Origin of the sequence: Streptomyces sp. NPDC006012 (assembly GCF_042871185.1) — a bacterium.
GTDB lineage: Bacteria > Actinomycetota > Actinomycetes > Streptomycetales > Streptomycetaceae > Streptomyces.
Window position 1 is genome coordinate 91335 of sequence record NZ_JBIAIE010000004.1, and the last position, 21688, is coordinate 113022.

23 protein-coding genes and 1 tRNA gene are annotated in these 21688 nt (G+C 69.5%); 3 read left to right on the top strand and 21 right to left on the bottom strand.

Annotation, left to right across the window (positions count from 1 at the left end; genetic code table 11):
* Positions 1-60: 60 nt before the first annotated feature.
* The 7 genes from rho to ACFYPJ_RS09925 all read right to left on the bottom strand — a co-directional run bounded on the left by rho (position 61) and on the right by ACFYPJ_RS09925 (position 10200).
* Entirely contained in the window at positions 61-2094 is a 2034-nt protein-coding gene (rho, locus tag ACFYPJ_RS09895) for a transcription termination factor Rho (RefSeq protein ID WP_389013232.1), read from the bottom strand.
* 402 nt (positions 2095-2496) lie between these two features.
* The gene (gene thrB / locus ACFYPJ_RS09900) at positions 2497-3414 is read right to left on the bottom strand and encodes a homoserine kinase (RefSeq protein WP_389013235.1); all 918 of its coding nucleotides are present in this window, start codon (positions 3412-3414) and stop codon (positions 2497-2499) included.
* Positions 3415-3897: 483 nt separating this feature from the next.
* The gene (thrC, locus tag ACFYPJ_RS09905) at positions 3898-4956 is read right to left on the bottom strand and encodes a threonine synthase (RefSeq protein WP_389013238.1); all 1059 of its coding nucleotides are present in this window, start codon (positions 4954-4956) and stop codon (positions 3898-3900) included.
* A 6-nt stretch (positions 4957-4962) separates the two neighbouring features.
* The gene (locus ACFYPJ_RS09910) at positions 4963-6309 is read right to left on the bottom strand and encodes a homoserine dehydrogenase (RefSeq protein WP_389013241.1); all 1347 of its coding nucleotides are present in this window, start codon (positions 6307-6309) and stop codon (positions 4963-4965) included.
* 352 nt (positions 6310-6661) lie between these two features.
* Positions 6662-8053, bottom strand: coding sequence for a diaminopimelate decarboxylase (gene lysA / locus ACFYPJ_RS09915; protein WP_389013243.1), 1392 nt, complete (start codon positions 8051-8053; stop codon positions 6662-6664).
* A gap of 69 nt (positions 8054-8122) precedes the next feature.
* Complete coding sequence (gene nrtL / locus ACFYPJ_RS09920) at positions 8123-9169, bottom strand: ArgS-related anticodon-binding protein NrtL (RefSeq protein ID WP_389013245.1); 1047 nt, start codon at positions 9167-9169, stop codon at positions 8123-8125.
* A gap of 407 nt (positions 9170-9576) precedes the next feature.
* Positions 9577-10200 carry a response regulator gene (locus ACFYPJ_RS09925; RefSeq protein WP_389013990.1) on the bottom strand — a complete coding sequence of 208 codons (624 nt, stop codon included), beginning with the start codon at positions 10198-10200 and terminating at the stop codon, positions 9577-9579.
* A gap of 119 nt (positions 10201-10319) precedes the next feature.
* On the opposite strand from ACFYPJ_RS09925, the gene ACFYPJ_RS09930 reads away from it, so the two are divergent.
* Positions 10320-10391: transfer RNA gene (locus tag ACFYPJ_RS09930), tRNA-Arg, on the top strand.
* Positions 10392-10670: 279 nt separating this feature from the next.
* Positions 10671-11324: a hypothetical protein gene (locus tag ACFYPJ_RS09935; RefSeq protein WP_389013247.1), complete on the top strand. Its 654-nt coding sequence runs from the start codon at positions 10671-10673 to the stop codon at positions 11322-11324.
* A gap of 65 nt (positions 11325-11389) precedes the next feature.
* On the opposite strand, the gene ACFYPJ_RS09940 is transcribed toward ACFYPJ_RS09935, so the two are convergent.
* The 14 genes from ACFYPJ_RS09940 to ACFYPJ_RS10005 all read right to left on the bottom strand — a co-directional run bounded on the left by ACFYPJ_RS09940 (position 11390) and on the right by ACFYPJ_RS10005 (position 20403).
* Positions 11390-12763, bottom strand: a complete 1374-nt coding sequence (locus tag ACFYPJ_RS09940; RefSeq protein ID WP_389013249.1) for a tyrosine-type recombinase/integrase — start codon at positions 12761-12763, stop codon at positions 11390-11392.
* Positions 12760-12930 carry a helix-turn-helix transcriptional regulator gene (locus ACFYPJ_RS09945; RefSeq protein WP_389013993.1) on the bottom strand — a complete coding sequence of 57 codons (171 nt, stop codon included), beginning with the start codon at positions 12928-12930 and terminating at the stop codon, positions 12760-12762. Before ACFYPJ_RS09945 ends, ACFYPJ_RS09940 begins: the two co-directional genes overlap by 4 nt.
* Positions 12930-14228, bottom strand: a complete 1299-nt coding sequence (locus ACFYPJ_RS09950) for a replication initiator (protein WP_389013251.1) — start codon at positions 14226-14228, stop codon at positions 12930-12932. Before ACFYPJ_RS09950 ends, ACFYPJ_RS09945 begins: the two co-directional genes overlap by 1 nt.
* Positions 14229-14380: 152 nt before the next feature.
* Entirely contained in the window at positions 14381-14638 is a 258-nt protein-coding gene (locus ACFYPJ_RS09955) for a SpdD protein (protein ID WP_389013254.1), read from the bottom strand.
* Positions 14639-14653: 15 nt separating this feature from the next.
* Complete coding sequence (locus ACFYPJ_RS09960; RefSeq protein ID WP_389013257.1) at positions 14654-14848, bottom strand: hypothetical protein; 195 nt, start codon at positions 14846-14848, stop codon at positions 14654-14656.
* A gap of 10 nt (positions 14849-14858) precedes the next feature.
* Complete coding sequence (locus ACFYPJ_RS09965) at positions 14859-15050, bottom strand: mobile element transfer protein (RefSeq protein ID WP_389013260.1); 192 nt, start codon at positions 15048-15050, stop codon at positions 14859-14861.
* Positions 15050-15241 (bottom strand): hypothetical protein, encoded by a 192-nt coding sequence (locus ACFYPJ_RS09970; protein WP_389013263.1) that lies wholly within the window; start codon positions 15239-15241, stop codon positions 15050-15052. Before ACFYPJ_RS09970 ends, ACFYPJ_RS09965 begins: the two co-directional genes overlap by 1 nt.
* Positions 15242-15260: 19 nt before the next feature.
* Entirely contained in the window at positions 15261-15926 is a 666-nt protein-coding gene (locus tag ACFYPJ_RS09975) for a DUF2637 domain-containing protein (protein ID WP_389013266.1), read from the bottom strand.
* Complete coding sequence (locus ACFYPJ_RS09980; RefSeq protein WP_389013268.1) at positions 15923-16186, bottom strand: hypothetical protein; 264 nt, start codon at positions 16184-16186, stop codon at positions 15923-15925. The genes ACFYPJ_RS09975 and ACFYPJ_RS09980 overlap by 4 nt, the downstream gene beginning before the upstream one ends.
* A gap of 81 nt (positions 16187-16267) precedes the next feature.
* Complete coding sequence (locus tag ACFYPJ_RS09985; protein ID WP_389013271.1) at positions 16268-17644, bottom strand: FtsK/SpoIIIE domain-containing protein; 1377 nt, start codon at positions 17642-17644, stop codon at positions 16268-16270.
* A gap of 5 nt (positions 17645-17649) precedes the next feature.
* Positions 17650-18000: a hypothetical protein gene (locus tag ACFYPJ_RS09990; protein ID WP_389013274.1), complete on the bottom strand. Its 351-nt coding sequence runs from the start codon at positions 17998-18000 to the stop codon at positions 17650-17652.
* A gap of 125 nt (positions 18001-18125) precedes the next feature.
* A complete protein-coding gene (locus ACFYPJ_RS09995; RefSeq protein WP_389013276.1) occupies positions 18126-18854 on the bottom strand; it encodes a GntR family transcriptional regulator in 729 nt (242 codons plus the stop codon).
* A 92-nt stretch (positions 18855-18946) separates the two neighbouring features.
* Positions 18947-19384 carry an ATP-binding protein gene (locus ACFYPJ_RS10000; RefSeq protein ID WP_389013279.1) on the bottom strand — a complete coding sequence of 146 codons (438 nt, stop codon included), beginning with the start codon at positions 19382-19384 and terminating at the stop codon, positions 18947-18949.
* Between the two features lie 278 nt (positions 19385-19662).
* Entirely contained in the window at positions 19663-20403 is a 741-nt protein-coding gene (locus ACFYPJ_RS10005; protein WP_389013281.1) for a GntR family transcriptional regulator, read from the bottom strand.
* Between the two features lie 135 nt (positions 20404-20538).
* On the opposite strand from ACFYPJ_RS10005, the gene ACFYPJ_RS10010 reads away from it, so the two are divergent.
* Positions 20539-21582: a DUF1152 domain-containing protein gene (locus ACFYPJ_RS10010; protein WP_389013996.1), complete on the top strand. Its 1044-nt coding sequence runs from the start codon at positions 20539-20541 to the stop codon at positions 21580-21582.
* Positions 21583-21688: the final 106 nt, after the last annotated feature.

The following is a 21688-nucleotide window of genomic DNA, read 5'->3' on the forward strand; positions in this document are numbered from 1 at the left end:
ACAAAAGGCCGCCCCCCGCGGCTTGCGGGAGGCGGCCTTTTCTTTGTTCTACGACAACGCTCAGTCGCCGTTGCCGGGCGTCGGCGTCGTCTTCTGGATCTGCATCAGGAACTCGACGTTCGACTTCGTCTGCTTCATCTTGTCGAGCAGCAGCTCGATCGCCTGCTGCTGGTCGAGCGCGTGCAGCACCCGGCGCAGCTTCCAGACGACGGCCAGCTCCTCGTTGCCGAGCAGGATCTCTTCCTTACGGGTACCGGACGCGTCCACGTCCACCGCCGGGAAGATGCGCTTGTCGGCGAGCTTCCGGTCGAGCTTGAGCTCCATGTTGCCGGTGCCCTTGAACTCCTCGAAGATCACCTCGTCCATGCGGGACCCGGTGTCGACGAGCGCGGTGGCGAGGATGGTCAGCGAGCCGCCGTCCTCGATGTTGCGCGCCGCACCGAAGAACCGCTTCGGCGGGTACAGCGCGGTCGAGTCCACACCACCGGACAGGATGCGGCCGGAGGCGGGCGCGGCCAGGTTGTACGCGCGGCCCAGACGGGTGATGGAGTCCAGCAGTACGACGACGTCGTGGCCCAGTTCCACCAGGCGCTTGGCCCGCTCGATGGCGAGTTCGGCGACCGTGGTGTGGTCCTCGGCCGGGCGGTCGAAGGTCGAGGAGATGACCTCGCCCTTGACCGACCGCTGCATGTCGGTGACCTCTTCCGGACGCTCGTCGACAAGGACGACCATCAGGTGGCACTCGGGGTTGTTGTGGGTGATCGCGTTGGCGACCGCCTGCATGATCATGGTCTTGCCGGTCTTCGGCGGGGCCACGATCAGACCGCGCTGGCCCTTGCCGATGGGCGAGACGAGGTCGATGATCCGGGTGGTGAGGACGCCGGGGTCGGTCTCCAGGCGGAGCCGGTCCTGCGGGTAGAGCGGGGTCAGCTTGTTGAACTCCGGTCGGCCGCGGCCGTGTTCGGGCGCCATGCCGTTGACGGAGTCCAGGCGGACCAGCGCGTTGAACTTCTCGCGGCGCTCGCCTTCCTTCGGCTGACGGACCGCGCCGGTGATGTGGTCGCCCTTGCGCAGACCGTTCTTGCGGACCTGGGCGAGGGACACGTACACGTCGTTCGGACCCGGAAGGTAACCGGACGTACGGATGAAGGCGTAGTTGTCGAGGATGTCCAGGATGCCCGCGACGGGGATCAGGACGTCGTCCTCGGCGACCTGCGGCTCGGCGGCGATGTCGTCACGGCCCCGACGGCCCCGGCGGTCGCGGTAGCGGCCGCGACGGCCCCGACGGCCGCCCTCGAAGTCGTCGTCGTCCTGCTGACGGTCCTGGCGGTCCTGCCGGTCCTGGCGGCTGCCCTGCTGGTTCTGCTGCCGGTCCTGGCGGTCCTGCCGGTCCTGGCGGCCCTGGCCCTGCTGCTCGTCGCCCTTGCCGCGGCGGTCGCGGTCCCGGCCGCGCTCGCGGCGGTCACGCCGGCCGCGGCCCTCGCCCTCGGCGCCGTCGCCCTGCGCGGTGCCGCCGGACTGCTCGCCCGACGTCGCGGGCCTGGCGGCCGGCGACTCGGCCCTGGCGTCACTCTGCGCCTCGGCGGTCACGGTCTCGGGGCTGCCCGCCTCGGCGGTGACACGGCGCCGGCCGCGCTCGGCGGGGGCGTCGTCGGCGGCCGCCTGCTCGCCCGGTCCGGAGACCTTGGGAGAGGGCTGGCCGGGGATGTCGATCTGCTGCTGGCCCACGGCCTTGTCAGCGGCGGCCCCGTCCGTGGCCTCGGCCTTCTTGCCCGCCTCGTCGCCCGTACGGGTCCGGGACGTGGCCCGGCGCTTCGGCTTGGTCTCGGTGGCGTCCGCATGGGCGGCGGAGGAGCCACCTCCGGCCTGCGCCTCCTTGATGACCTCGATCAGCTGGCTCTTGCGCATGCGCGCCGTGCCCCTGATGCCGAGGCCGGATGCGACCTGCTGCAGCTCGGCCAGCACCATGCCCTCAAGGCCGGTACCGCGGCGCCGCCGGGAGCCAGCACCGCTGGCAGGCGCGGAGGCGTCCGTGGCGGGCGCGGCAGCGGTCTCCTCGACACGTGCGCCCATCAGATCGGTGGTGTCGCTCACGAAGGGTCCTTCCCTGGAGCGGACGTCGGCCTGTCTGGCTCGGCGACCGGTTGTGCTGTCCGGCTTCGGTCCTTGCTGTGTGAACCGTGCCGGGGCGGTGGTCCGCCAAAGCGGCGGAAGAAATATCTGGTGATGGCGCTTCCTTGAGCCGTGGCACCCAGTGTCACGTGGCGGGGTCGCACCGATTCCGGAGCGTGTCCGGCAATCCGCTCAATGTCCACGGGCGACGCACTGCCCAGGTACGACGTACGGAACACGGAATGGCTTGGGAGGCTCCCGGAAGAATGTCTGTCCCGGACGGGGACACGAAGCACCTCGCCATGGTGGGGTCGGGTGCAGACTTGAGGTTAACACTACCGGATCCAACAAACATTCCCCCTCTCCAAATCCGGCAACCGGGTGTCAGGTCGCAAGCGGCAGCACGCTCGCTCCCTGGATGTCGAGGCCCAGCCGGTTGGCGGCCCAGTCCACGCCCGCCAGGGCTTGCACCTTGTCGGCGGTGCCCGCGTCGGCCAGCGCCATGACGGTGGGTCCGGCACCGGAGATCACCGCGGGGATCCCATCGGCGCGCAGCCGCTCCACCAACGCGGCGCTCTCGGGCATGGCCGGTGCGCGGTACTCCTGATGGAGACGGTCCTCAGTGGCGGCGAGCAGCAGCTCGGGGCGCCTGGTCAGCGCCTCGACGAGCAGCGCGGCGCGGCCCGCGTTGGCGGCGGCGTCGACGTGCGGCACGGTGCGCGGGAGCAGACCGCGCGCGGTCTCGGTGAGCAGGGGCTTCGCGGGCACGAAAACCACCGGAACGATGGAATCGTCGGGCTCCAGCCTGATCGCCCGGGCGGCGCCCGCCTCCGTCCAGGAGACCGTGAAACCGCCGAGCAGACAGGCCGCCACGTTGTCGGGGTGGCCCTCGATCTCGGTGGCCAGTTCCAGCAGGACGGCGTCGTCGAGCCGGGCCTCGCCGCCTATGGTCACCGCCCGCGCGGCGACGATGCCGGCGCAGATGGCGGCGGAGGAGGAGCCCAGGCCACGGCCGTGCGGAATGCGGTTGGCGCAGACGATCTCCAGGCCCCGGGGCTGTCCGCCCAGCAGGTCGAAGGCGGTGCGCAGGGCCCGTACGAGGAGGTGGCTCTCGTCGCGTGCGAGTGTCTCGCTGCCCTCACCGGCGATGTCGATGTGCAACCCGGAGTCGGCCACCCGGACGACCACGTCGTCGTAGAGCCCCAGCGCGAGGCCGAGGGCGTCGAAGCCCGGACCGAGATTGGCGCTGGTGGCTGGAACGCGCACCCGGACGGCGGCGGCGCGGAACGCTGGACCGGCCATCGCTCGATGACTCTCCTTGAGCTGCGTGGTTGTCGAATGACATTCGATGCGTGCGTACGTGAGACCCCTCGGGCCGCGAAGAGAACGCGGCACCGCCCTCTGCGGAGGCATATGCGGCAGGCGGGTTCGGTACAGACTATCGAAGGAAGGTTCCGTGGCGACATAGGGCGCACAGGAGGCGCACGATGCGTGTCGCAAGCCCCCTGTGCACCCCTCGTCGGGAGTTCCCAGGTTAGGACGCCGGGCGGACCGGCCCGGCCGGCCCGTGGACGGGCCCCGCGGCCCCGTCCACGCAACAGCCCGCAGCCCCGACCGCAGCCTATTCCCACGGACCGAATCACAGGTGGTCTTCGATGGGTTCCGTCAGTTCCGTCGGTTCCTTCGGATTCGTCGGTTTCCCTCGGTGCGGTCGGTTCGCGGTCCGGACGCAGGGTTCACGGCTCCGGCCGCCCGCTCCTGCGGCCCGGCGTGTGCCGTACGAGGTCAGACGAGCCCCAGCCGCTGGGCCGCGGCCGCCGGGTCGACCGGTACGGTGACCGGCTGCGGGGCACCCGCGACGGCCCAGTCGGGGTCCTTGAGGCCGTTGCCGGTGACCGTACAGACGATGCGCTGGCCGGGGTCGACCCGGCCCTGCTCGGCGGCCTTCAGCAGACCGGCCACCGACGCGGCGGACGCGGGCTCCACGAAGACGCCCTCCTGCGCGGCCAACAGTCGGTAGGCACGCAGGATTTCACGGTCCGTCACCTCGTCGATGGCCCCGCCCGACTCGTCGCGCGCGCGAAGGGCGTGCTGCCAGGACGCGGGGTTGCCGATACGGATGGCGGTGGCGATGGTCGACGGGTCCTTGACGATCTCACCTCGCACGATCGGGGCGCTGCCCGACGCCTGGAAACCCCACATTCGGGGGGTCTTGGCGGACACACCGCCGGCGGCGTACTCCTGGTAGCCCTTCCAGTACGCGGTGATGTTGCCCGCGTTGCCGACCGGCAGCACATGGATGTCCGGGGCGTCGCCCAGCATGTCCACGATCTCGAAGGCGGCCGTCTTCTGCCCCTCGATCCGCACCGGGTTGACCGAATTGACCAGAGCCACCGGGTAGTTGTCGCTCAGCTTGCGGGCGAGCGTCAGACAGTCGTCGAAGTTGCCGTCGACCTGGAGAATCTTCGCGCCGTGCACCAGGGCCTGGCCCATCTTGCCGAGCGCGATCTTCCCCTGCGGGACGAGCACGGCGGAGACCATCCCGGCGCGCACCGCGTACGCCGCCGCCGAGGCGGAGGTGTTGCCGGTGGAGGCGCAGATGACCGCCTGGGCCCCCTCCTCCTTGGCCTTGCTGATGGCCATCGTCATGCCGCGGTCCTTGAAGGAACCCGTCGGATTGGCGCCCTCCACCTTCAGGTGGACCTCACATCCCGTGCGCTCGGAGAGCACCAGCGCGGGCACGAGCGGCGTGCCGCCCTCGCGGAGCGTCACGACCGGCGTGGTGTCGGACACCGGCAACCGGTCCCGGTACTCCTCGATGATTCCGCGCCACTGGTGGGTCATTGCTCGTTACTCCCCTTCAACCCGCATGATGCTGGCGACACCCCGCACGGTGTCGAGCTTGCGCAGCGCCTCGACGGTCCCGGACAGGGAGGCGTCGGACGCGCGATGGGTGACGACGACGAGGGAGGCTTCGCCGTCCGCCCTGCGCCCACCACCCTGTTCGGCGGCGGCCCCGTCGCCACCGCCCTGGTTCCGGCCCTGCTGCCGAACCGTGTCGATCGAGACACCGTGCTCGGCGAACACGGTGGCGACCTGAGCGAGCACACCCGGCTTGTCGGCGACGTCGAGGCTGATGTGGTAGCGCGTGACGACATCGCCCATGGGCGAGACGGGCAGTGCCGCGTACGCCGACTCGCCGGGTCCCGTGGCCCCGCCCAGCCGGTTGCGGCAGACGGCGACCAGGTCGCCGAGGACCGCGGAGGCGGTGGGGGCGCCGCCCGCGCCGGCGCCGTAGAACATGAGCCGCCCGGCGGCGTCCGACTCGACGAACACGGCGTTGTACGCGCCGCGCACGGAGGCAAGCGGGTGGTTCAGCGGAATCATCGCGGGGTGCACGCGCGCGGTGACCGACCCGCCGTCCTGGGCCCGCTCGCAGATGGCGAGCAGTTTGATGGTGCAGCCCATCCGGGTGGCCGAGGCGAAGTCGGCGGCGGTGACCTCGGTCATGCCCTCGCGGTAGACGTCGTCGATGCGTACGCGCGTGTGGAAGGCGATCCCGGCCAGGATGGCGGCCTTCGCCGCGGCGTCGAAGCCCTCGACGTCGGCGGTGGGGTCCGCCTCCGCGTATCCGAGGGCGGTGGCCTCGTCCAGGGCCTCCTGGTAACCGGCGCCCGTGGAGTCCATCTTGTCGAGGATGAAGTTGGTCGTGCCGTTGACGATGCCGAGCACCCGGTTGACCTTGTCCCCGGCGAGCGACTCGCGCAGCGGCCGGATCAGCGGGATGGCACCGGCGACGGCGGCCTCGTAGTAGAGATCCTCGCCGTTGTCCTCGGCGGCGGCGTGCAGTGCGGCGCCGTCCTGGGCGAGCAGCGCCTTGTTGGCGGAGACGACGGACGCGCCGTGCTCGAAGGCCGTGGTGATCAGGGTGCGGGCGGGTTCGATGCCCCCGATCACCTCGACGACGACGTCGATGTCGCCCCGTTTGACCAGGGCCATGGCGTCGGTGGTGACGAGGGCCGGGTCGATGCCCGCACGCACCCGGTCGGCCCGGCGCACGGCCACACCCGCCAGCTCCACCGGGGCTCCGATGCGGGCGGCGAGGTCGTCGGCGTGCGTCGTCATGATGCGCGCCACCTCTGAGCCGACTACCCCACAGCCCAGCAGCGCCACCTTCAGCGGACGCGTACGCATCATCCGACCTCGCTTCCTCATACCGTCGACGGTTGGACCAGTCTCACTCACCGGACGGGACTTTCTACCCTAGGTCCGGATCGTGAGACATCTATTTCATTTTCCCGGGACGGGAAACGGGAGATCTTCCGGCCCGCACCGCCTGTGTCCCGGCGCCACGCCCGCCGGCCCGTGACGCCGCCCTCCGGCGCCGCCGGCCGCCGTCTGCCCGCAGTTGTTCTCCGGCGGACAGAGGGGCACGCACGCCGGGCCCACGACGCAGAGCACCACCTGAGACCCGAGGCGGAACGCGACGCAGGACACGGCCGACACAGGAACACGGCATACGAGATGCCGCAGACCCCACCGTCCAGTGTCACCCGACGTCGAGCCGCAGCAGGTCCTCCTCGGTCTCGCGCCGGACGATCACCCGGGCCTCACCGTCGAGCACCGCGACCACCGGCGGCCTGAGCGCATGGTTGTAGTTGCTGGCCATGGACCGGCAGTAGGCACCCGTCGCCGGGACCGCGATGAGGTCACCCGGTGCCAGGTCGGCGGGCAGGAAGGCGTCCTTGACCACGATGTCACCGCTCTCGCAGTGCTTGCCGACCACCCGGCACAGCATCGGCTCGGCAGCGGATTCCCGGGAGACGAGGGCCACGCTGTACTCGGCGTCGTACAGCGCGGTCCGGATGTTGTCGGACATCCCGCCGTCGACGGAGACGTACGTCCGCAGACCGTCGAGCGGCTTGATGGTGCCGACCTCGTAGAGCGTGAACGCGGTGGGCCCGACGATGGCGCGGCCCGGCTCGACCGAGATGCGCGGGGTGCGCAGCCGCGCGGCATCGCAGGCACCGGAGACGATCTCGGTGAGCGCCTTGGCGATCTCGTGCGGCTCGCGCGGGTCGTCGTCGCTGGTGTACGCGATCCCGAGCCCGCCGCCCAGGTCGATCTCGGGCAGTTCGACGCCGTGCTCGTCCCGGATCTCCTTGAGCAGCCCGACCACCCGGCGGGCGGCGACCTCGAAGCCCGACATGTCGAAGATCTGCGAGCCGATGTGGCTGTGGATGCCGATGACCTCCAGCCCGTCCAGTTGCAGCGCCCGCCGCACCGCCTCGGCGGCCTGCCCGCCGGCCAGCGGGATGCCGAACTTCTGGTCCTCGTGGGCGGTGGCGATGAACTCGTGCGTGTGGGCCTCGACGCCGACGGTCACCCGGATCTGGACCTTCTGCCGCTTGCCCAGGGACTGTGCGATGTGCGCGACCCGCACGATCTCCTGGAACGAGTCGAGGACGATGCGGCCGACGCCGGCGCGCACGGCCCGCTCGATCTCCCCGGCGGACTTGTTGTTGCCGTGGAAGGCGATCCGCTCGGCAGGCATGCCCACGGACAGCGCGGTGGCCAACTCGCCCTCGGAGCACACGTCCAGATTGAGCCCTTCCTCGTGCAGCCAGCGCACCACGGCACGCGACAGGAACGCCTTCCCGGCGTAGAAGACGTCCGCGTCGTGCCCGAAGGCGGTGCGCCAGGCCCGGGCCCGGGCCCGGAAGTCGGCCTCGTCGAGGATGTACGCGGGCGTGCCGAACTCTTCGGCGAGTCGCTTGACGTCGATGCCGCCGACCGTGACCGCACCGTCCGCGTCGCGCCGTACGGTGTGGGCCCACACCTTGGGGTCGAGCGAGTTGAGATCGGCGGGCGGGGCCGCGTAGTGCCCCTCCGGCAGGACGTCGGCGTGCCGGGGCCCGGCGGGATGTGCGGAACGACTCATGACGGTGACTTTCTGTCTCTCAGGCTCAAGGCTTTCTCCGCCGCTTCACCGGGCTCTCGCCGGAAGCGCTCAGAGATGGTCGGGGGCGTCGATGCCGAGCAGGGACAGGCCGCCGGCCAGCACCGTCCCGGTGGCTTCGGCGAGCGCGAGCCGGGCGCGGTGGGCGGCCGAGGGTTTCTCCTCGCCGTGCGGCAGGACGGTGAGCAGGAACGGCAGCGCGACGTCGGCGACGACGACGAGATGCCGCGCGACCCGGTCCGGCGAACGGTGGACGGCGGCGGCGTGCAGGATCCGCGGGTAGTCCGCCAGGGCGGTGAACAGGGGGCGTACGGCAGTGGCCGACGAACGCGGTGAACCGGTGAGGCTTTCCCGCCCATCCGTGCTCACCCCCATCAGCCGGGCCGCCGCCAGGTCACCGGGCTCGGCACTGAACCCGAGACGAGCGGCGTTGCGGGTGAGGGCCCGGGTACGGGCGTGTGCGTACCTGATCCGGAAGAGGGGATTGCCCTCGCGCTGGACCAGGTGGTCGGCGGTGATCCGGGGCAGGTCGTGCGGGGCGGGGTGCAGCAGGGCCCAGCGGGCGGCGTCGGAGCCGAGCGGAGCGGGGTCCTCCGGGGCCGGCACGGGCCGCAGGTTCACTGGCTCGCTGTGCTCGACCTCGGCCCGGCCGCTCTGGGTGGCCACGATCCGCACCAGCGCGTCGGCGACGGCCTCGGCCCGCGCCTCGTACGGCACACGAAGCTCCACGACCTGCCCGGCGAGGCCGTCGCTGTGACCGTAGCCGGTCCCCCGGTCCCGGATCTCCCGCACGAGCGCACCGCCCGCCGCGGCGCCCGGCACCAGGCTGATGTTGATGAACCCGGGCCCAGTGACGACCACGTCCCCCACCCCCTGGGCACCGGCGAGATGGGGTAGCAGAATCTCGGCAACCCGCCGAGCGGGCTTCCCGGCCGACCGGGCGAGCTGCAGGGCGACATTGGTGGCGAAGTCCCCGCACCCCCCCGGCCCCGGCACGGTCACCACGACCTGCTCAGGCACGGTCACACACAGCTCACCCACCTCCACAGCACGACGCACCGCGTGCAACACGGTACGGGAGAGCTCGACGGGGGTCACGGAACAAGGGTAGGGGAGGAAAGAGACGTCCCCAGCCGCCTCGGGGAGGCCGGGGGCGGGATCAGCCGGGTCCGGGATCGGGAATGGGGAAGGTACGGGATCGGGGTCGGGGAACGTACGGGATCGGGACGGCGGAAGGTCGTGGGCGGGGCCGCGGAACGTTCTGGATGGGAGCCGCGGAAGGCCGTGCTCACGGGGTTTCTCTCATACGAACTGGAGGAACCCCCCGTCGCAGTGTCCGCAGTGACCGCCGTAGCCGTCACAACCGCCACCTGGCACCACCACCCGACGCCACCACTACGCGACATCACAGTCACCCGGCACCACGGCTACCCAACACCTCGGCTACCCGGCGCCATCACTACCTGGGGGAACTCCCCCGTCGACAACGACCCGGAGAATTCCCCCTACCCGGAGAACTCCGCATCGGCGGTACGCGCCCCATCCCCGGTATCAAGGCCGTCGGCCAGACGCTCGTCCCCCACGCCACCGCCGGAGCCGGCACCGAGATCATCAGCAAGGGTCTCGCGCCCGGCGCCCTCGGCGGCACGTCCCAGCGCTCCCCCTGCACCTTCGACCGCACTCGCGGACCCCAGCCCTCTCCCCCGCCCCAGCTCAAGCAAGTGGTGTACGAGCCGTACGAGTTCGGCGGGCTCGAAGGGCTTGGCGAGGAAGGCGTCGACTCCGGCGTCGAGCCCGCCATCGATCTCCTGCTCGGTACAGGCGCTGACGATGGCAAGGGGAAGATCATGAGTCCGGGGGTCGGCACGGAGCCGCGCGGCGGTACGCAAACCGTCCAACCGGGGCATCACGACGTCGAGGGTCACGACATCGGGCCGCACCTGATGAATGACATCCAGACACTCGGCACCGTCGGCCGCGGTCACGACCTCGATACCCTCCAGTTCGAGATTGACCCTGATCAGCTGTCGGATGACCTTGTTGTCGTCTACAACAAGCACCCGTCCCGAAGCGCCTGGCACACCTTGAGAGTAGGTCGGGACCGGCCACCGCGTCCGGCTTTTCCCCACTTCCACCCGTGCGAGCGAGCCCTCACCGCCCCCACCCACCGCAAACCCGTTCCTGATCACCCTGGAAGACCTGCTAGTGTTCTATCCGTCGCAGCGAGCAACAGCTCAAAAACCGACACGCCCCCGTAGCTCAGGGGATAGAGCAACGGCCTCCGGAGCCGTGTGCGCAGGTTCGAATCCTGCCGGGGGCACCTTGCATGAGGTGCCCGAAGACCCCGTCACCAGCGGAAACGCTGAGGCCGGGGTCTTGGCGTTTGTGCAGGCGTATGCGGGCCGAAGCGGCCGTATGTCGGGGTCCGTGGACGAGGCGTGGACGGGATCTTGAAGCATTCCCGCAGGTGACGAGACTCATTGGAGTCAAGCGGGCCCGCTCCCCGTTATGGTCGTCCCGGTCTTGCATCGTGCCGCCGGCGGGAGCCTGAGCCCTGACGGCATCGTGCCGTCTTCAGCCGCTGTCCGCGAGCGACCGAATGGACGAGTTGGGGGATCTCGTGGATGTAACCACGCTTGCCGTCGCGCTCATCGGCGTCGGGGGAACACTGGGCGGAACCCTGGGTGGAGCAGTGCTCAGCCAGCGTGTCACCCGGGAGCAGAACCAGCGTGCCGATCGTGAACGGGCGGAGGACCGCCACGACCGCGCGCAGGAAGCCAGACGCGACCTCTACGCCCGGCTGAACACTACGGCTCGTGCCTACCGGGTTGCTGCCCGAGACGCAGTACTGGCAGCCGAGCGCGGCGAAGGCGTCGACCCGGCAGCGCTCGACACCGCCAAGGAAGCATGGGCAGAGCAATACTCCCTGGCACAGATGGCACTGCCGAAGGACGTCCATCAGATCGCCTCGGCCCTCAACAGGGCGCTCGGGGTCGGGTACTCCGTCGTGAAGCAGTTGCCGAGCCGTCCTGACTCAGACGGGTCGTACGAGCGAGCCAAGGATTGGTTCAGCGGGCCACTGTCCGACGGGGTGTATCTGTTGCGAGTCGCCCTCCGCCACGACCTGGGCGTCGAGGTGGAGCCCGACTTCGACGACACTCGCGCTCGGTTGCTTACCACTCTCAACAGGGATCGGAACAGCCTTGCCCGCCAGCTCGCCTCAGAACAGGCCCAGGCCACTAGGCATGCTTGACAGGCAGGGCAAACGGCAAGGCCCCTGGGCGTCACCCCAGAGGCCTCGGGCACGATCAGGTGCCGTCACTCGTACTCGCGAAGCAGGTCCTCGATACGTCGGTTGGCAACGTCCTGCCGTCCGTCGAGACACTTCGCGTACCGGGTCAGCAGGACCTCAACGCTGTTTCCCGCGCGCTCGGCCACCTCGGTCGGGTCAACGCCGGCGTTGAGCCACGTCGACAGCGCCGAGTGGCGGAGGTCGTACGGCCGACTGGCGAGAGGCGAAGCCGCGACGGCTGGCGGCAGTGCGAGGAACCGCGCTTCCTGCCAGACGCGGTAGTACGTCGAGGAGGGGACGACCGCGCCCTTCTCGCTGAAGAACAACCGCCCGTCGTCGGCAGTGCCGAAGGTGGCGAGATGCTCGCGGATGACGGCGACGAGGTGGGGTGGAATGGGCACCCGTCTGACGTCCTCAGTCGGTCGGTTCTTCAGTCCGCGGTCGTCGTGGGTCTCCCCCGAGTCGGTCCACTGCTTGCCGACCGACGGACGAGTCCGGTGGAGCAGCGCCGATCCCCAGCCTTGTTCGGGGAGGTTCAGGTCTGTCTCGACGAGGCCGACCGCTTCAGCCGGCCGGAGACCGCCGAAGTACATCGCAGCGAAGAGACCCACTAGGCGCCGACCACGGGCCCGCCGGTAGCCACCCACGTAGGAGACGGCTGCCAGGAGATTTTGAGCCTGCTCAGGGTTCGCGACAACGCGAGGGTCAACCTGGTTAGAGACCTTCGGTTTCTGCCAACGGACGGCCGTGATCGGGTTTTCTCGCAACTCCCCCAGGTCGACGGCATAGTTCGTGGCGTTGACGAGAGTCCGCCGCTTACGCCGCACGGTTTCGGCTGCCGCGGCCGTGCCGTCGAGCTTGAGTTTCAGCGAGTCCAGCACCGCACGGGCCGTAGCCGGTTCAGCAAGATCGGCGAGAGGTCGCGATGCCTTCGACACCCAGTGAAGGACGTTCCGCACATCGTCCGGAACGTCTCGGTCATCGGGCCCCGGCAGGACGAAGGCCCAGTTGCGGAGCGCCTTGCGGATCACCTGGTCGGGCGGCCGTCCAGCCCTCTCGTCGAGGAGCTCCACTGTCACGCTGGTGAGCGATTCGTTGATGCCGTCGCGTGTATTGGGGGCGGCATGTGGCCACTTCATGGCGAGGTACCTGAGAGCGAAGTCGTACCAGGAGACGGCCGACTTCTTCTGTTCCATGGACCCCGGCAGCCCGGACGCCTCATCGAATTCCTCGCCGTCGCGCATCGCCCGCATGAGCTTCGCGCGATAGTGATCGGCGAGTGCCTTCGTACGGAAGGAGTCGGAGAAGACATTGCCCGTGACAGACCACCGGACGCCGTATGAGGGCGTTTTCGTATCACGCTTTCGTACGGCCCACACCTTCACGTCGAGTGACTTCACGCGGCGGCCTCCAGCTGCCGCAGCCACGTGGTGAAGTCACTCCGCCACACCCGGAGCTCCCCGTTGGGCAGCTTGAACGCGGCCGGCCCGTACCCCAACTCGCGCCAGCGGTAGAACGTCCGTCGAGAGACGTCACCCAGCTCATCCAGGACCTGGCGAACGCTCATCAGCTCGTCGCGACGGGAATCCACGTCGGTTCTCCTTCCGTTCCTGGGGCGGGTTCGAGGGAGGCGGCGAGCCAGGTTTCGGCGGTGCTGAGGCCCGTTCCGGCGAACACCCAGTGGGCGAGGACGAGCGTGGTTTCGTCGTCCTGCGGAACGGGCGGAGCCGCTTGGGCACGGCGCCATTCAGCGCGGGCGTCGCGGAGGGCGCCGAGGGTGGTGGAGTAGCGGCGGGACTTGGTGGAGAAGTGGCCGCGGAATCCGAGCATGTGCGCCCAGGCCCGCAGGCGAAGGTTTTCCAGGTCTTTGCGTGCGCCGAGGGTCCAGGCGGTGCGGATCATGCGCCGGGCGTGGTCGGTGATCCGGGCTCCTGCCAGCTCGGCCAGGAACCTGATCGGTCTGTCCAGGGTGCCGATCGCCGTTTCCGCGCCCTTGGTGGCGTACTTGGCGATGTAGGCGGCGACGGCTCGTTCGGTCAGCTCCTGGCCGTCGTCGAAGTCGGCGGAGCGGATCGGGCGGACGTCGAGCTGACGGCCGAAGACGAACGTGTGTGAACGGTCGTCGATCTCCGGTCCGTCGACGCGCGCCGCGGTGGCAGCCGCACGGATGGCGTCCGTCAGCAGCTCGGTTGTGGCCCAGGCCGGCGGATCCGTGTTGCCGCCCTCCGGCCCGTCGAGGCGGATCACGGCGTGGAAGTGAACGGCGCCGCGTTTCTGGTACTCGGCGACCTTGGCGAAGGAGATGCGGGCGTGGTCGCGGAAGGCGCGTTGGGTGAGCCCGGCCCGCTTGGCGACCTCACGGCGGAGGTAGATCGAGAAGCGCCGCCACAGGGCCCCGGCATGCGCGTTCCAGAGCACGGCCGCTTCGTAGTCGTAGGTGTCCGGGTCGAGGGGCGAGCCCAGGGCGGGGTCCTGGTCGTCGTGGCGGATACCGCAGCGGCAGGCACGCCCGTCGGTCCGGCGGTTGTGGACGGGGCCGAAGCCCGGGGCGGTGAAGGTGGCGAAGACGCGTGGGTGGGTGCCGACCTGTTCGGGGGTGCCTTTGCCACCGCGGAGTCCGGCGGTGATCAGGTGGTAGGTGTCTCGGCGGTAGGTCTCGGCGCAGGCCGCACAGCGTGTGGTGCGACGGTTGTTGCAGCGGACGAGAAGCTGTCCGGCGGGGAGGGTGCCGGAGTCGAGGTGGTGGAGGACTCGGCCGATCTCGCCGGTGGCCGTGTCTACGTCGTATTCGGTGCGGTGGCCGTCGAGGCGGATGGGGTGGGTGCAGCCGCCCAGACCGGAGAGTTGGCGGGCCAGTTCGGGCATGGTGCCGAGGGATGCCAGAAGGGAGAGTTCCGCCAGCGGAGGCGGAGTCTGCCGGGTGATGATGGGAGTTCCTTTCGGCCGTTTCAGCGGTTGGGAGAGACGGCCCCGGGGCGACGGGATGCTTGGCGGCTTGTTGTCGCCCCGGAGGCCGGTCAGCGCTTGTGGGCGCCGTTGAGGAGAGAGCGCAGGACGACGGCGGCGATGGCCACGGACACGGCCGAGATGGCGACGGCCGCCAGGAGGGCGGTCAGGACGACACCGACGACGACCACAGCAGCGACTGCACTGACTCCGACGCCCAGGTACGGGGCGACCGGACGGCCGGCGGAGGGAGCCGGAGCCCGGGTCTGCTGAGGCGTGACGGTCGTGGTCGGCGAGTGCGGGACGTCGGGCAGTTTGGGGCGGAGCATGGCGGATCCTCCTTGTCACTCGTGGGGGCCGTTGACGACGCCGACCCCGGAACGGGTGCCGGACTCGATGGCGGGGGCGAGGAAGGTGTGCGAGAGCCAGAAGCCGAACAGGGCGATCACGACGGCGACCCAGACACGGACGCCGAGGAACTTGATCGCGGCCCAGGCGATGACGCCCAGGACGAAGACGAGCGGGAGCGAGACGGTCACCGGGTTCTCCTCAGCGGGCGGGGCAGCGGTGGGTTCGGGCGGCGAGTTCGGCGGCGGCGCGGCTGTCGTAGTCGGTGGAGAAGCCGCAGCGTGGTGCGGTGCAGGCGGCGGTGTGCTTCTCGCGGCCCCGGCCGTCGTAGTACGTGCCGACCTGGACGGGGCCGATGCGGACGACGTTGCGGAAACGGCGGTTGGCGGTCATCAGCGGATCTCCTTGTCGGTTTCGCCGGTGAAGTCGGTGACGTGCGCGGCGAGCCAGCGCAAGATCTCCTCGCCCTCGTAGGTGTCGGCGGTGAGGATCACGGGTTCGGCGATGAGCACGGCTTCGGTGAGGCGGTTTTGGCGGGTCAGCTCGGCGGCGCGTTGCAGCGCGCGGAGCGTGGACGGACGCACGGGGGAAGTTCCTCCAAGGTCAGGTGAGTTGGGCGGCGATGGCTTCGGCGAGCGCCGGCGTGACGCCGAGACGTGCGCGGAGGGTCGGCGTGTCGATGGGGGTTCCGGTCCGGGCGTGGTGGTCGTCGGCGACCTTGCGGGCGTGGGTGACGAGGGCGGGCGGGACGGGTGTTGCCGGGGGCGGAGTCGGTTCCGCGGCGGGCAGTTCGGCAGTGGGCGGTTCGGTGGCGGGCGGTTCGGATGCCGAAGGAGCCGAGGGAGCCGACGGGGCGGCAGCAGGGTTCTCGTCGGTGACAGGTGCGTCCGGTGCACCCTCCGGTTTCGCTGATCCGTGAGCGAGGAGGGTGCCGCCGAGGAAGGCGATGGCGGGCCATCCGGCGACGAGGATGCGCAGCCAGGCCGGTACGGCGCCCAGGTCGAGCAGTCCGGCCGTGGCGACGTTGGCGCCGAGCGACGCGGTCAGCGCGATGAGGAACCAGCACCAGGCAGGTGCTTTGGCCCCGCCGGAACGGAGCTGCCGCCAGGCCGCCACCAGCAGCAGATCCACCGAGACCGGGTAGGCCCACGCTTTCCAGCCGTGCTGTCCGGCAGCCGAGGCCAGGTCGTGAAGGTGAGCGAAGGACAGCGCGGCGGCGATCAGGGCTTGGACGAGTACGGCGTCCATGCGGACCGGCAGCCGCTTCACGACTCCCCGTCCTGTTCCTGTTCCTCTCCGGTGGCCTGGGCGGCGGCGTAGGTCTCCAGGGCGGTGATGTAGTCGGCGCAGGCAGCAGACAGGGAACGGGCGAAGGACAGGTGATCGGCGATGGGCACCCGGGGGAACGCCGAGACCGCCAGGGAGTGGTCCTCACCGTCCAGGGTGAGGATCGGGGTGCGGGTCGTGCCGTACTGGTTGAGGCGGACGGTGGTGTTGCCGTCCGCGTAGAAGGCCATCGAGGCAGTCACGAGCGTTCCTCTCCGTTTTCGGGCATGGCGGGGTAGGGACGTGGCGCGGGACGACCGCGCCGGCCGTCGGGTCGGTGGGGGTTATTCGGTGACCGGGTAAGGGGAGGTGACCGGTCCGGAGTCCTTCACGGGCACGGGCGGGACGTACGGCCGGAAAGGCGCGAGCGCCGGAACGTCCGGGGTGAGGTGCGCGGACTCTCGGCACGTGGCCGCAGCGTCGGAGAGGGACAGGTACGGGGTCCGGATGCGGGACCAGCCGCCGGAGGTGTCACCGGCGACAGCCAGGCCGGGCCGTTCGGCAGCGATGGCGCAGGCCGCGAAGGGAGCTTCCGGCGCGATGTCGCCCAGCGCCATCTTGGCCGAGGCTTCATCGTTCACACGGTGGCAGACACGGCCGGTGAGCTGGGCCCGGAGCATGGTCGCGCCCTTGCCCAGCTCGGCGCCGAAGCGCTGCCCGCAGACCTCCAGATAGATGCCCGCGGCGCGGCCGAGCTGGGCGAGGCGGATGAGCTGGGTGACCATCTCGTCCCGCCGCTGCTCCTGCTTCCGCGTGGCGACGAGGAACAGTTCGGCCACCTCGTCGATGAACAGGACGATGGGAGCCGGGCGTTCACAGTCGGGCAGGCCCCAGATGTCCGAGGTGATCAGTTCATCGGGGGTGCCAGGTGCGAAACCCTGACGGCTCTTGATCAGGTCGTATCGGTCCTCCATCTCCTTCACGAGTACGGGAAGCAGCTCGGCCGCCTGGTTCTGGTCGGTCGCCAGGGCGGAGAGTCGGGCGGCGAACGGCGCCAGCTCGACCCCGCGCTTGCAGTCGATGCCGGCCAGGACCACGGGCTGAGCCGCCAGCCCGGTCAGCAGGTTGCGCAGGTACATGGACTTGCCGGACAGCGTGGCGCCGAGGACGAGTTCATGCGGTACGGCGCGATAGTCGCGGACGAACGCGGTCGCGTCCTCCCGCAAGGCCACCGGCACCCGCAACAGCCCGCCATCGAACCGGCGGCGGGGCATCCGCACCTTGCGCAAGACGTCGAAGCCGACGAGCCGCAGTTCGACGACCCCCGGCTTGACGTCCCGGACGTACACGGCGTGGACGCCCCAGGCGTGCCTGAGCCGTTCGGCCGAGGCCGCCACGTCCGCCGGTTCCTGGCCCGGAGCCAGCCGCAGCCGGATCCGTAGCCCGGTTGAAGTGGGTCGGATCAGACCCCGGCGAGGCGGGACAGGACGGATCTCCCGCCGGGTGATCGCCTTGACGGCCAGTGCCCGCCAGCGGGACGGCTCGACCGTCAGGCCGCAGGCGTCCATGGTCGAGGAGTAGGAGGCCAGCAGCCGGGCCACCGAGACCGGCAGCCCGACCGTGGACCAGTACGCCGCCGGGTGAGCGTGCCGGGCATAGGCCGCGCCGCCTATCGCAGCGAGCGCCCCGCCCAGTTCGGCCACCGTCGTCAGGTCGGTCACGTCGATCAGCCCGCCTGAGCCATCGGGAAGGCACCCGGAGCAACGGCGGTGGCCCGGTAGGCGATGCCGTGCCGCTGCTGGCCGTTGAACACGCTTTCCCACGGCCGGGCGATCAGCCCCGGCAGCGAAACCGGAGCGCCCACGGTCAGGCCCTCCGTCACACCGCTCTCGGGGATGGTGACCTGGATCAGGGACGACTCGCCCTCGTCGATGAAGACGACGCCGACGGTCATCAGAGCCTCACCGCTCACCGCGTCCTTGGCGATCTCACCGCTCTGCCGGTCGCGCAGCTTCGGCGCCGGGGCTTCGGTCAGCAGGATCGTCGCGGACGAGGCGTCGATACGGATCACACGCACAGGGATGTCTCCTTCAAAGGGTTGGCCAACCTGCCACCTGACAAGTTGACTTAGCAAGTTCGAAGTTAGAGATGCCAGGTTGACTTGTCAAGTGAGAACCGAGGGGAACCGCCCCTGAACGGGGCTCAGTTCAAGCGGTAGGTGTCTTCGAGTTCCTGTCGATCGGCAGGAAGCAGCACGTCAGAGACTTGCAACGCCTGTCCGGCGGCGTCGTACGCGATGACCAGGACACTCAGGACGGGCGTACCCGCCGGCATGCCGAGCAACTCGGCTTCATTGCTCTCCGGCAGCCGGGCCGAGACCCGTTCCGTCACGTTGTCGTAGCGGATCTTCTTCCGGGTCTCCAGATGTTCGCGCGTACTGCCGCTCAGGGACTCGGGATTGTCCAGCCCGGTGCCGTCGACCAGGCCGACGGGAAAGTACGACGAGACCAGTTCGACCGCTTCCCCGTCCTCTTCAACGAGGAACCGGCGTACGTGGACTTTGGCCCGCTTGGGCAACCCGAGTACGGAGGCGACGCGAGCGGGAACCGGGACCTGACCGACCTCGACGAGGCGCCCAGGAGTCTGCGACTCGTCGCGCTCCAGCGCCTCACGACCCCGGCGGTCCTTCTGTTCGACCACGGCCGGGCGCCCGCGCACGATCGTGCCGTATCCCTGCCGGGACTCCAGCCAGCCGTCCCGCTTCAGCAGCTCAAGAGCGCGTACGACGGTCGGGCGGGACATCCCGAAGGACTGCACCAGCTGGTTTTCGCTGGGGACGCGGGTGCCGGGCGGATACGTACCGTCCTCGATGCGGCCCTGGAGCGTCTGGGCCAGGCGTACGTACTTCGGTGGCTCCACTTCATACGCCATGAAAGCCGCCGCCTGTCGAGATTAGCCAAGTCAACTGGTCAACCAGACTAGCGGCTGTGCGATCGCCGCAATAGACGGGGGTCAGATCTCCCTCAGGGCCGCCATGCATTGGCCATCACGAAGGACACAACCGTACCGCCGAGGCGGCTCGGGCCGGAGTGCCACGAGTCGGCGATGGCGTCGACCAGGAGCAGGCCCCGTCCGTGCGCGTCGCTGGCATCCGGACGGCGTAACCGCACACTCGCCGGAAACCCAGGGTTGTGGACCTCCACGCGAAGCGAGGTCCCCTCACGGAACCACTCCACCCGCACGACCCACGATTCGTCCGACCGGCCGTAGAGGATCGCGTTCGTCACCAGTTCGGAGATCATCAGCGCGCAGTCGTCGACCGAGCAGGCCGGCTCATACGGAGCGATGAACTTCCGGAACCAGCGCCGAGCCATCGGCACGGAGTCCGGAAGCGGGTGCAAGGTCATCGCTCCAAGGAACTCCGGGCCGGGCCCGCTGCGCTGGTGAGTGCTGTCGCCCATCCGTGCTCACTCCCTGCCGGTGCCGTCGCAGTCGAGGCACCGTCGCTTTGATGTGGCACGGGCACGGTCGTTGACGGTGGAGAGCGCCAGCGTCGTACGTGAGCCGACGCGCTTCCAACCAGTCCCCCGGCATCCCCGGCAGGCTGAGCGCGCGTCCTGTTCGGGCCGCTTACTCGTCACGCCGTGCCCCCTTCCAGTCAAAGTGGCCTTAGCCACTTACTGGATAGTGGCATTAGCCACTCCCAACGCGCAAGCGGTCCAACGGAACTGGCAAGCCATCAGGTGAGCGGATACCCCTGTTCGAACGCCCAGCGGTTCGGCGGATACGTGGCTTCGGCGAACTCCAGCGGACGGTCCTGGAGATCGAAGACGACGTGATGAACGACCAGGACGGCCGATCCAGGCTCCAGCCGGAGGTCAGCCATCTCCTCGTCCGTCGCGGCGCGAGCACACATGCGGTCCTCGGCGTAACTTCCCTGACGCCCCGTCATGTTCTCGACGTACATCAGGGTGCCCTCCTGAATCCGCCCGGGATCCGTGAGCTTCGGCGCCCTCTGACCGACGTCCGCAGCAAACCACGAGGTGGACAGCGAGAGAGGCCCGTCCTGGTTGTTGGTCACACGCCGCCGATGCACGGCCCTGCGGTCCCTGGCCAGCCCCAACGCCTCAGCGACGTAATCCGGCGCCTCCAGCCAGCCGGCCGACGTGATGACCGCATACTCACCAGGGGTGTAGATCTTCCCCGTCTGCCGGGCCCGCCCGTACAACTCACGTGCCCGCCGGTTGACTTCCAGGCTTCGGACATACGTGCCCGATCCCTGCCGCTTCTCGACGAGACCCTGATGACTCAACGCCTCCAGCGACCGAGCCGCGGTCGGCCTGGACACCTTCCAGTCCGCCGCGAGTTGCCGCTCCGACGGGACCTCGTCGCCCGGCCGCAGGTCCCCCCGAAGGATCTGATCACGGATGAAGTGAGCGATCTGGAGATACTTCGGCTGAGCCTCCTCAATCTGAGGCATGCTCCCTCCCAATCTAAGTGGCTATGGCCTCTAGCCACTATAGGGTGAGTGGCCAACAATCGAACCCGTACGCTGGTCGGCATGACGCGGTTGATCGTCGCAGCAGGAGGAGGGGGCGACGCGGTCGCCGCCGCAATGCTTGACGTCGCCCTGTACGGCGGCGAGGACCAGGCGGTGATCCTCACGTACGCATGGGACCGCTTGCTCGTCGACCCGGTACCGGGCCCCCGCGGCGCCCACGACTTCACCGGCCTCAAGCAGCTCACCCCGTCCGTTTCGACGGTGCCGGCCGAGGCCCGCCCAATCGCACCGGCAGGCTCCACGCTGCCACGGCTCGCAGCAGACCTCCCGCACACCTTTGCGCTGCTCGACCCCCACCACGGCACCGAAGGCGTCACGCGCCAACTGGAAGAACTGATCGCCCTCTTGGAACCGGAGTCGATCGACCTCCTGGACGTGGGCGGCGACATCCTTGCGCGAGGCGACGAGCCGACACTGAAGAGTCCACTCGCCGATGCCCTCACCCTGTCCGCCGCCTGCCAGGTGAACGCGTCCATCCGCCTGTTGATCGCAGGCCCCGGCCTGGACGGCGAACTCTCACCGGACGACCTACGCCCGGTGCTCGGCCCCACCGTCCACACCCTCATGGCAAAGGACGTAGAACCGATCAGCGCGGTACTGGAATGGCACCCCTCCGAGGCAACCGCGATGCTCGCCGCAACAGCCCGAGGAATCCGGGGCACCTGCGAGGTTCGAGACGCCGGCCTCCCCGTTCCGCTGACTGACGAGGGGCCGAGGGTCCATGAGGTCGACCTGGACGACGCGTTGGGCCGCAACACCCTGGCTCGCGCCATCATGACGACCGCCGCCCTGGACGAGGTGGAGGCATACAGCCGGGAAGTCTGCGGCTTCTCAGAGATCGACTACGAGCGCAACAAGGCCGCGTGGCTGATGGACCAGCCGCCGGTGAAGCTCGACGCCGAAGCTGTCCTGTCCCAGCTCGGCCAGTTCGAGGCGGAGGCACGCCGCCGTGGAGTCACCCACACGACATTCCGCCACATCACCGAGGCACTGAACCTCAACGGCTCTCAGCGCAATTCCCTGCGCCGACTACTCATCAGCAGCCGCCCGCAGCAGTACGACACGCCCCTGTGGCGCATCACGACGGAGCCTGAGTAACAACTTTCTCTACGGGTTCAAGGCGGCTCGCTCCGCTCCCCGCGCGCGGCCCGGCCCCCGGCCGGGCCTGCGCTCCTGTCTCCGCCCCGCTCCAGCCCGGCCGGCG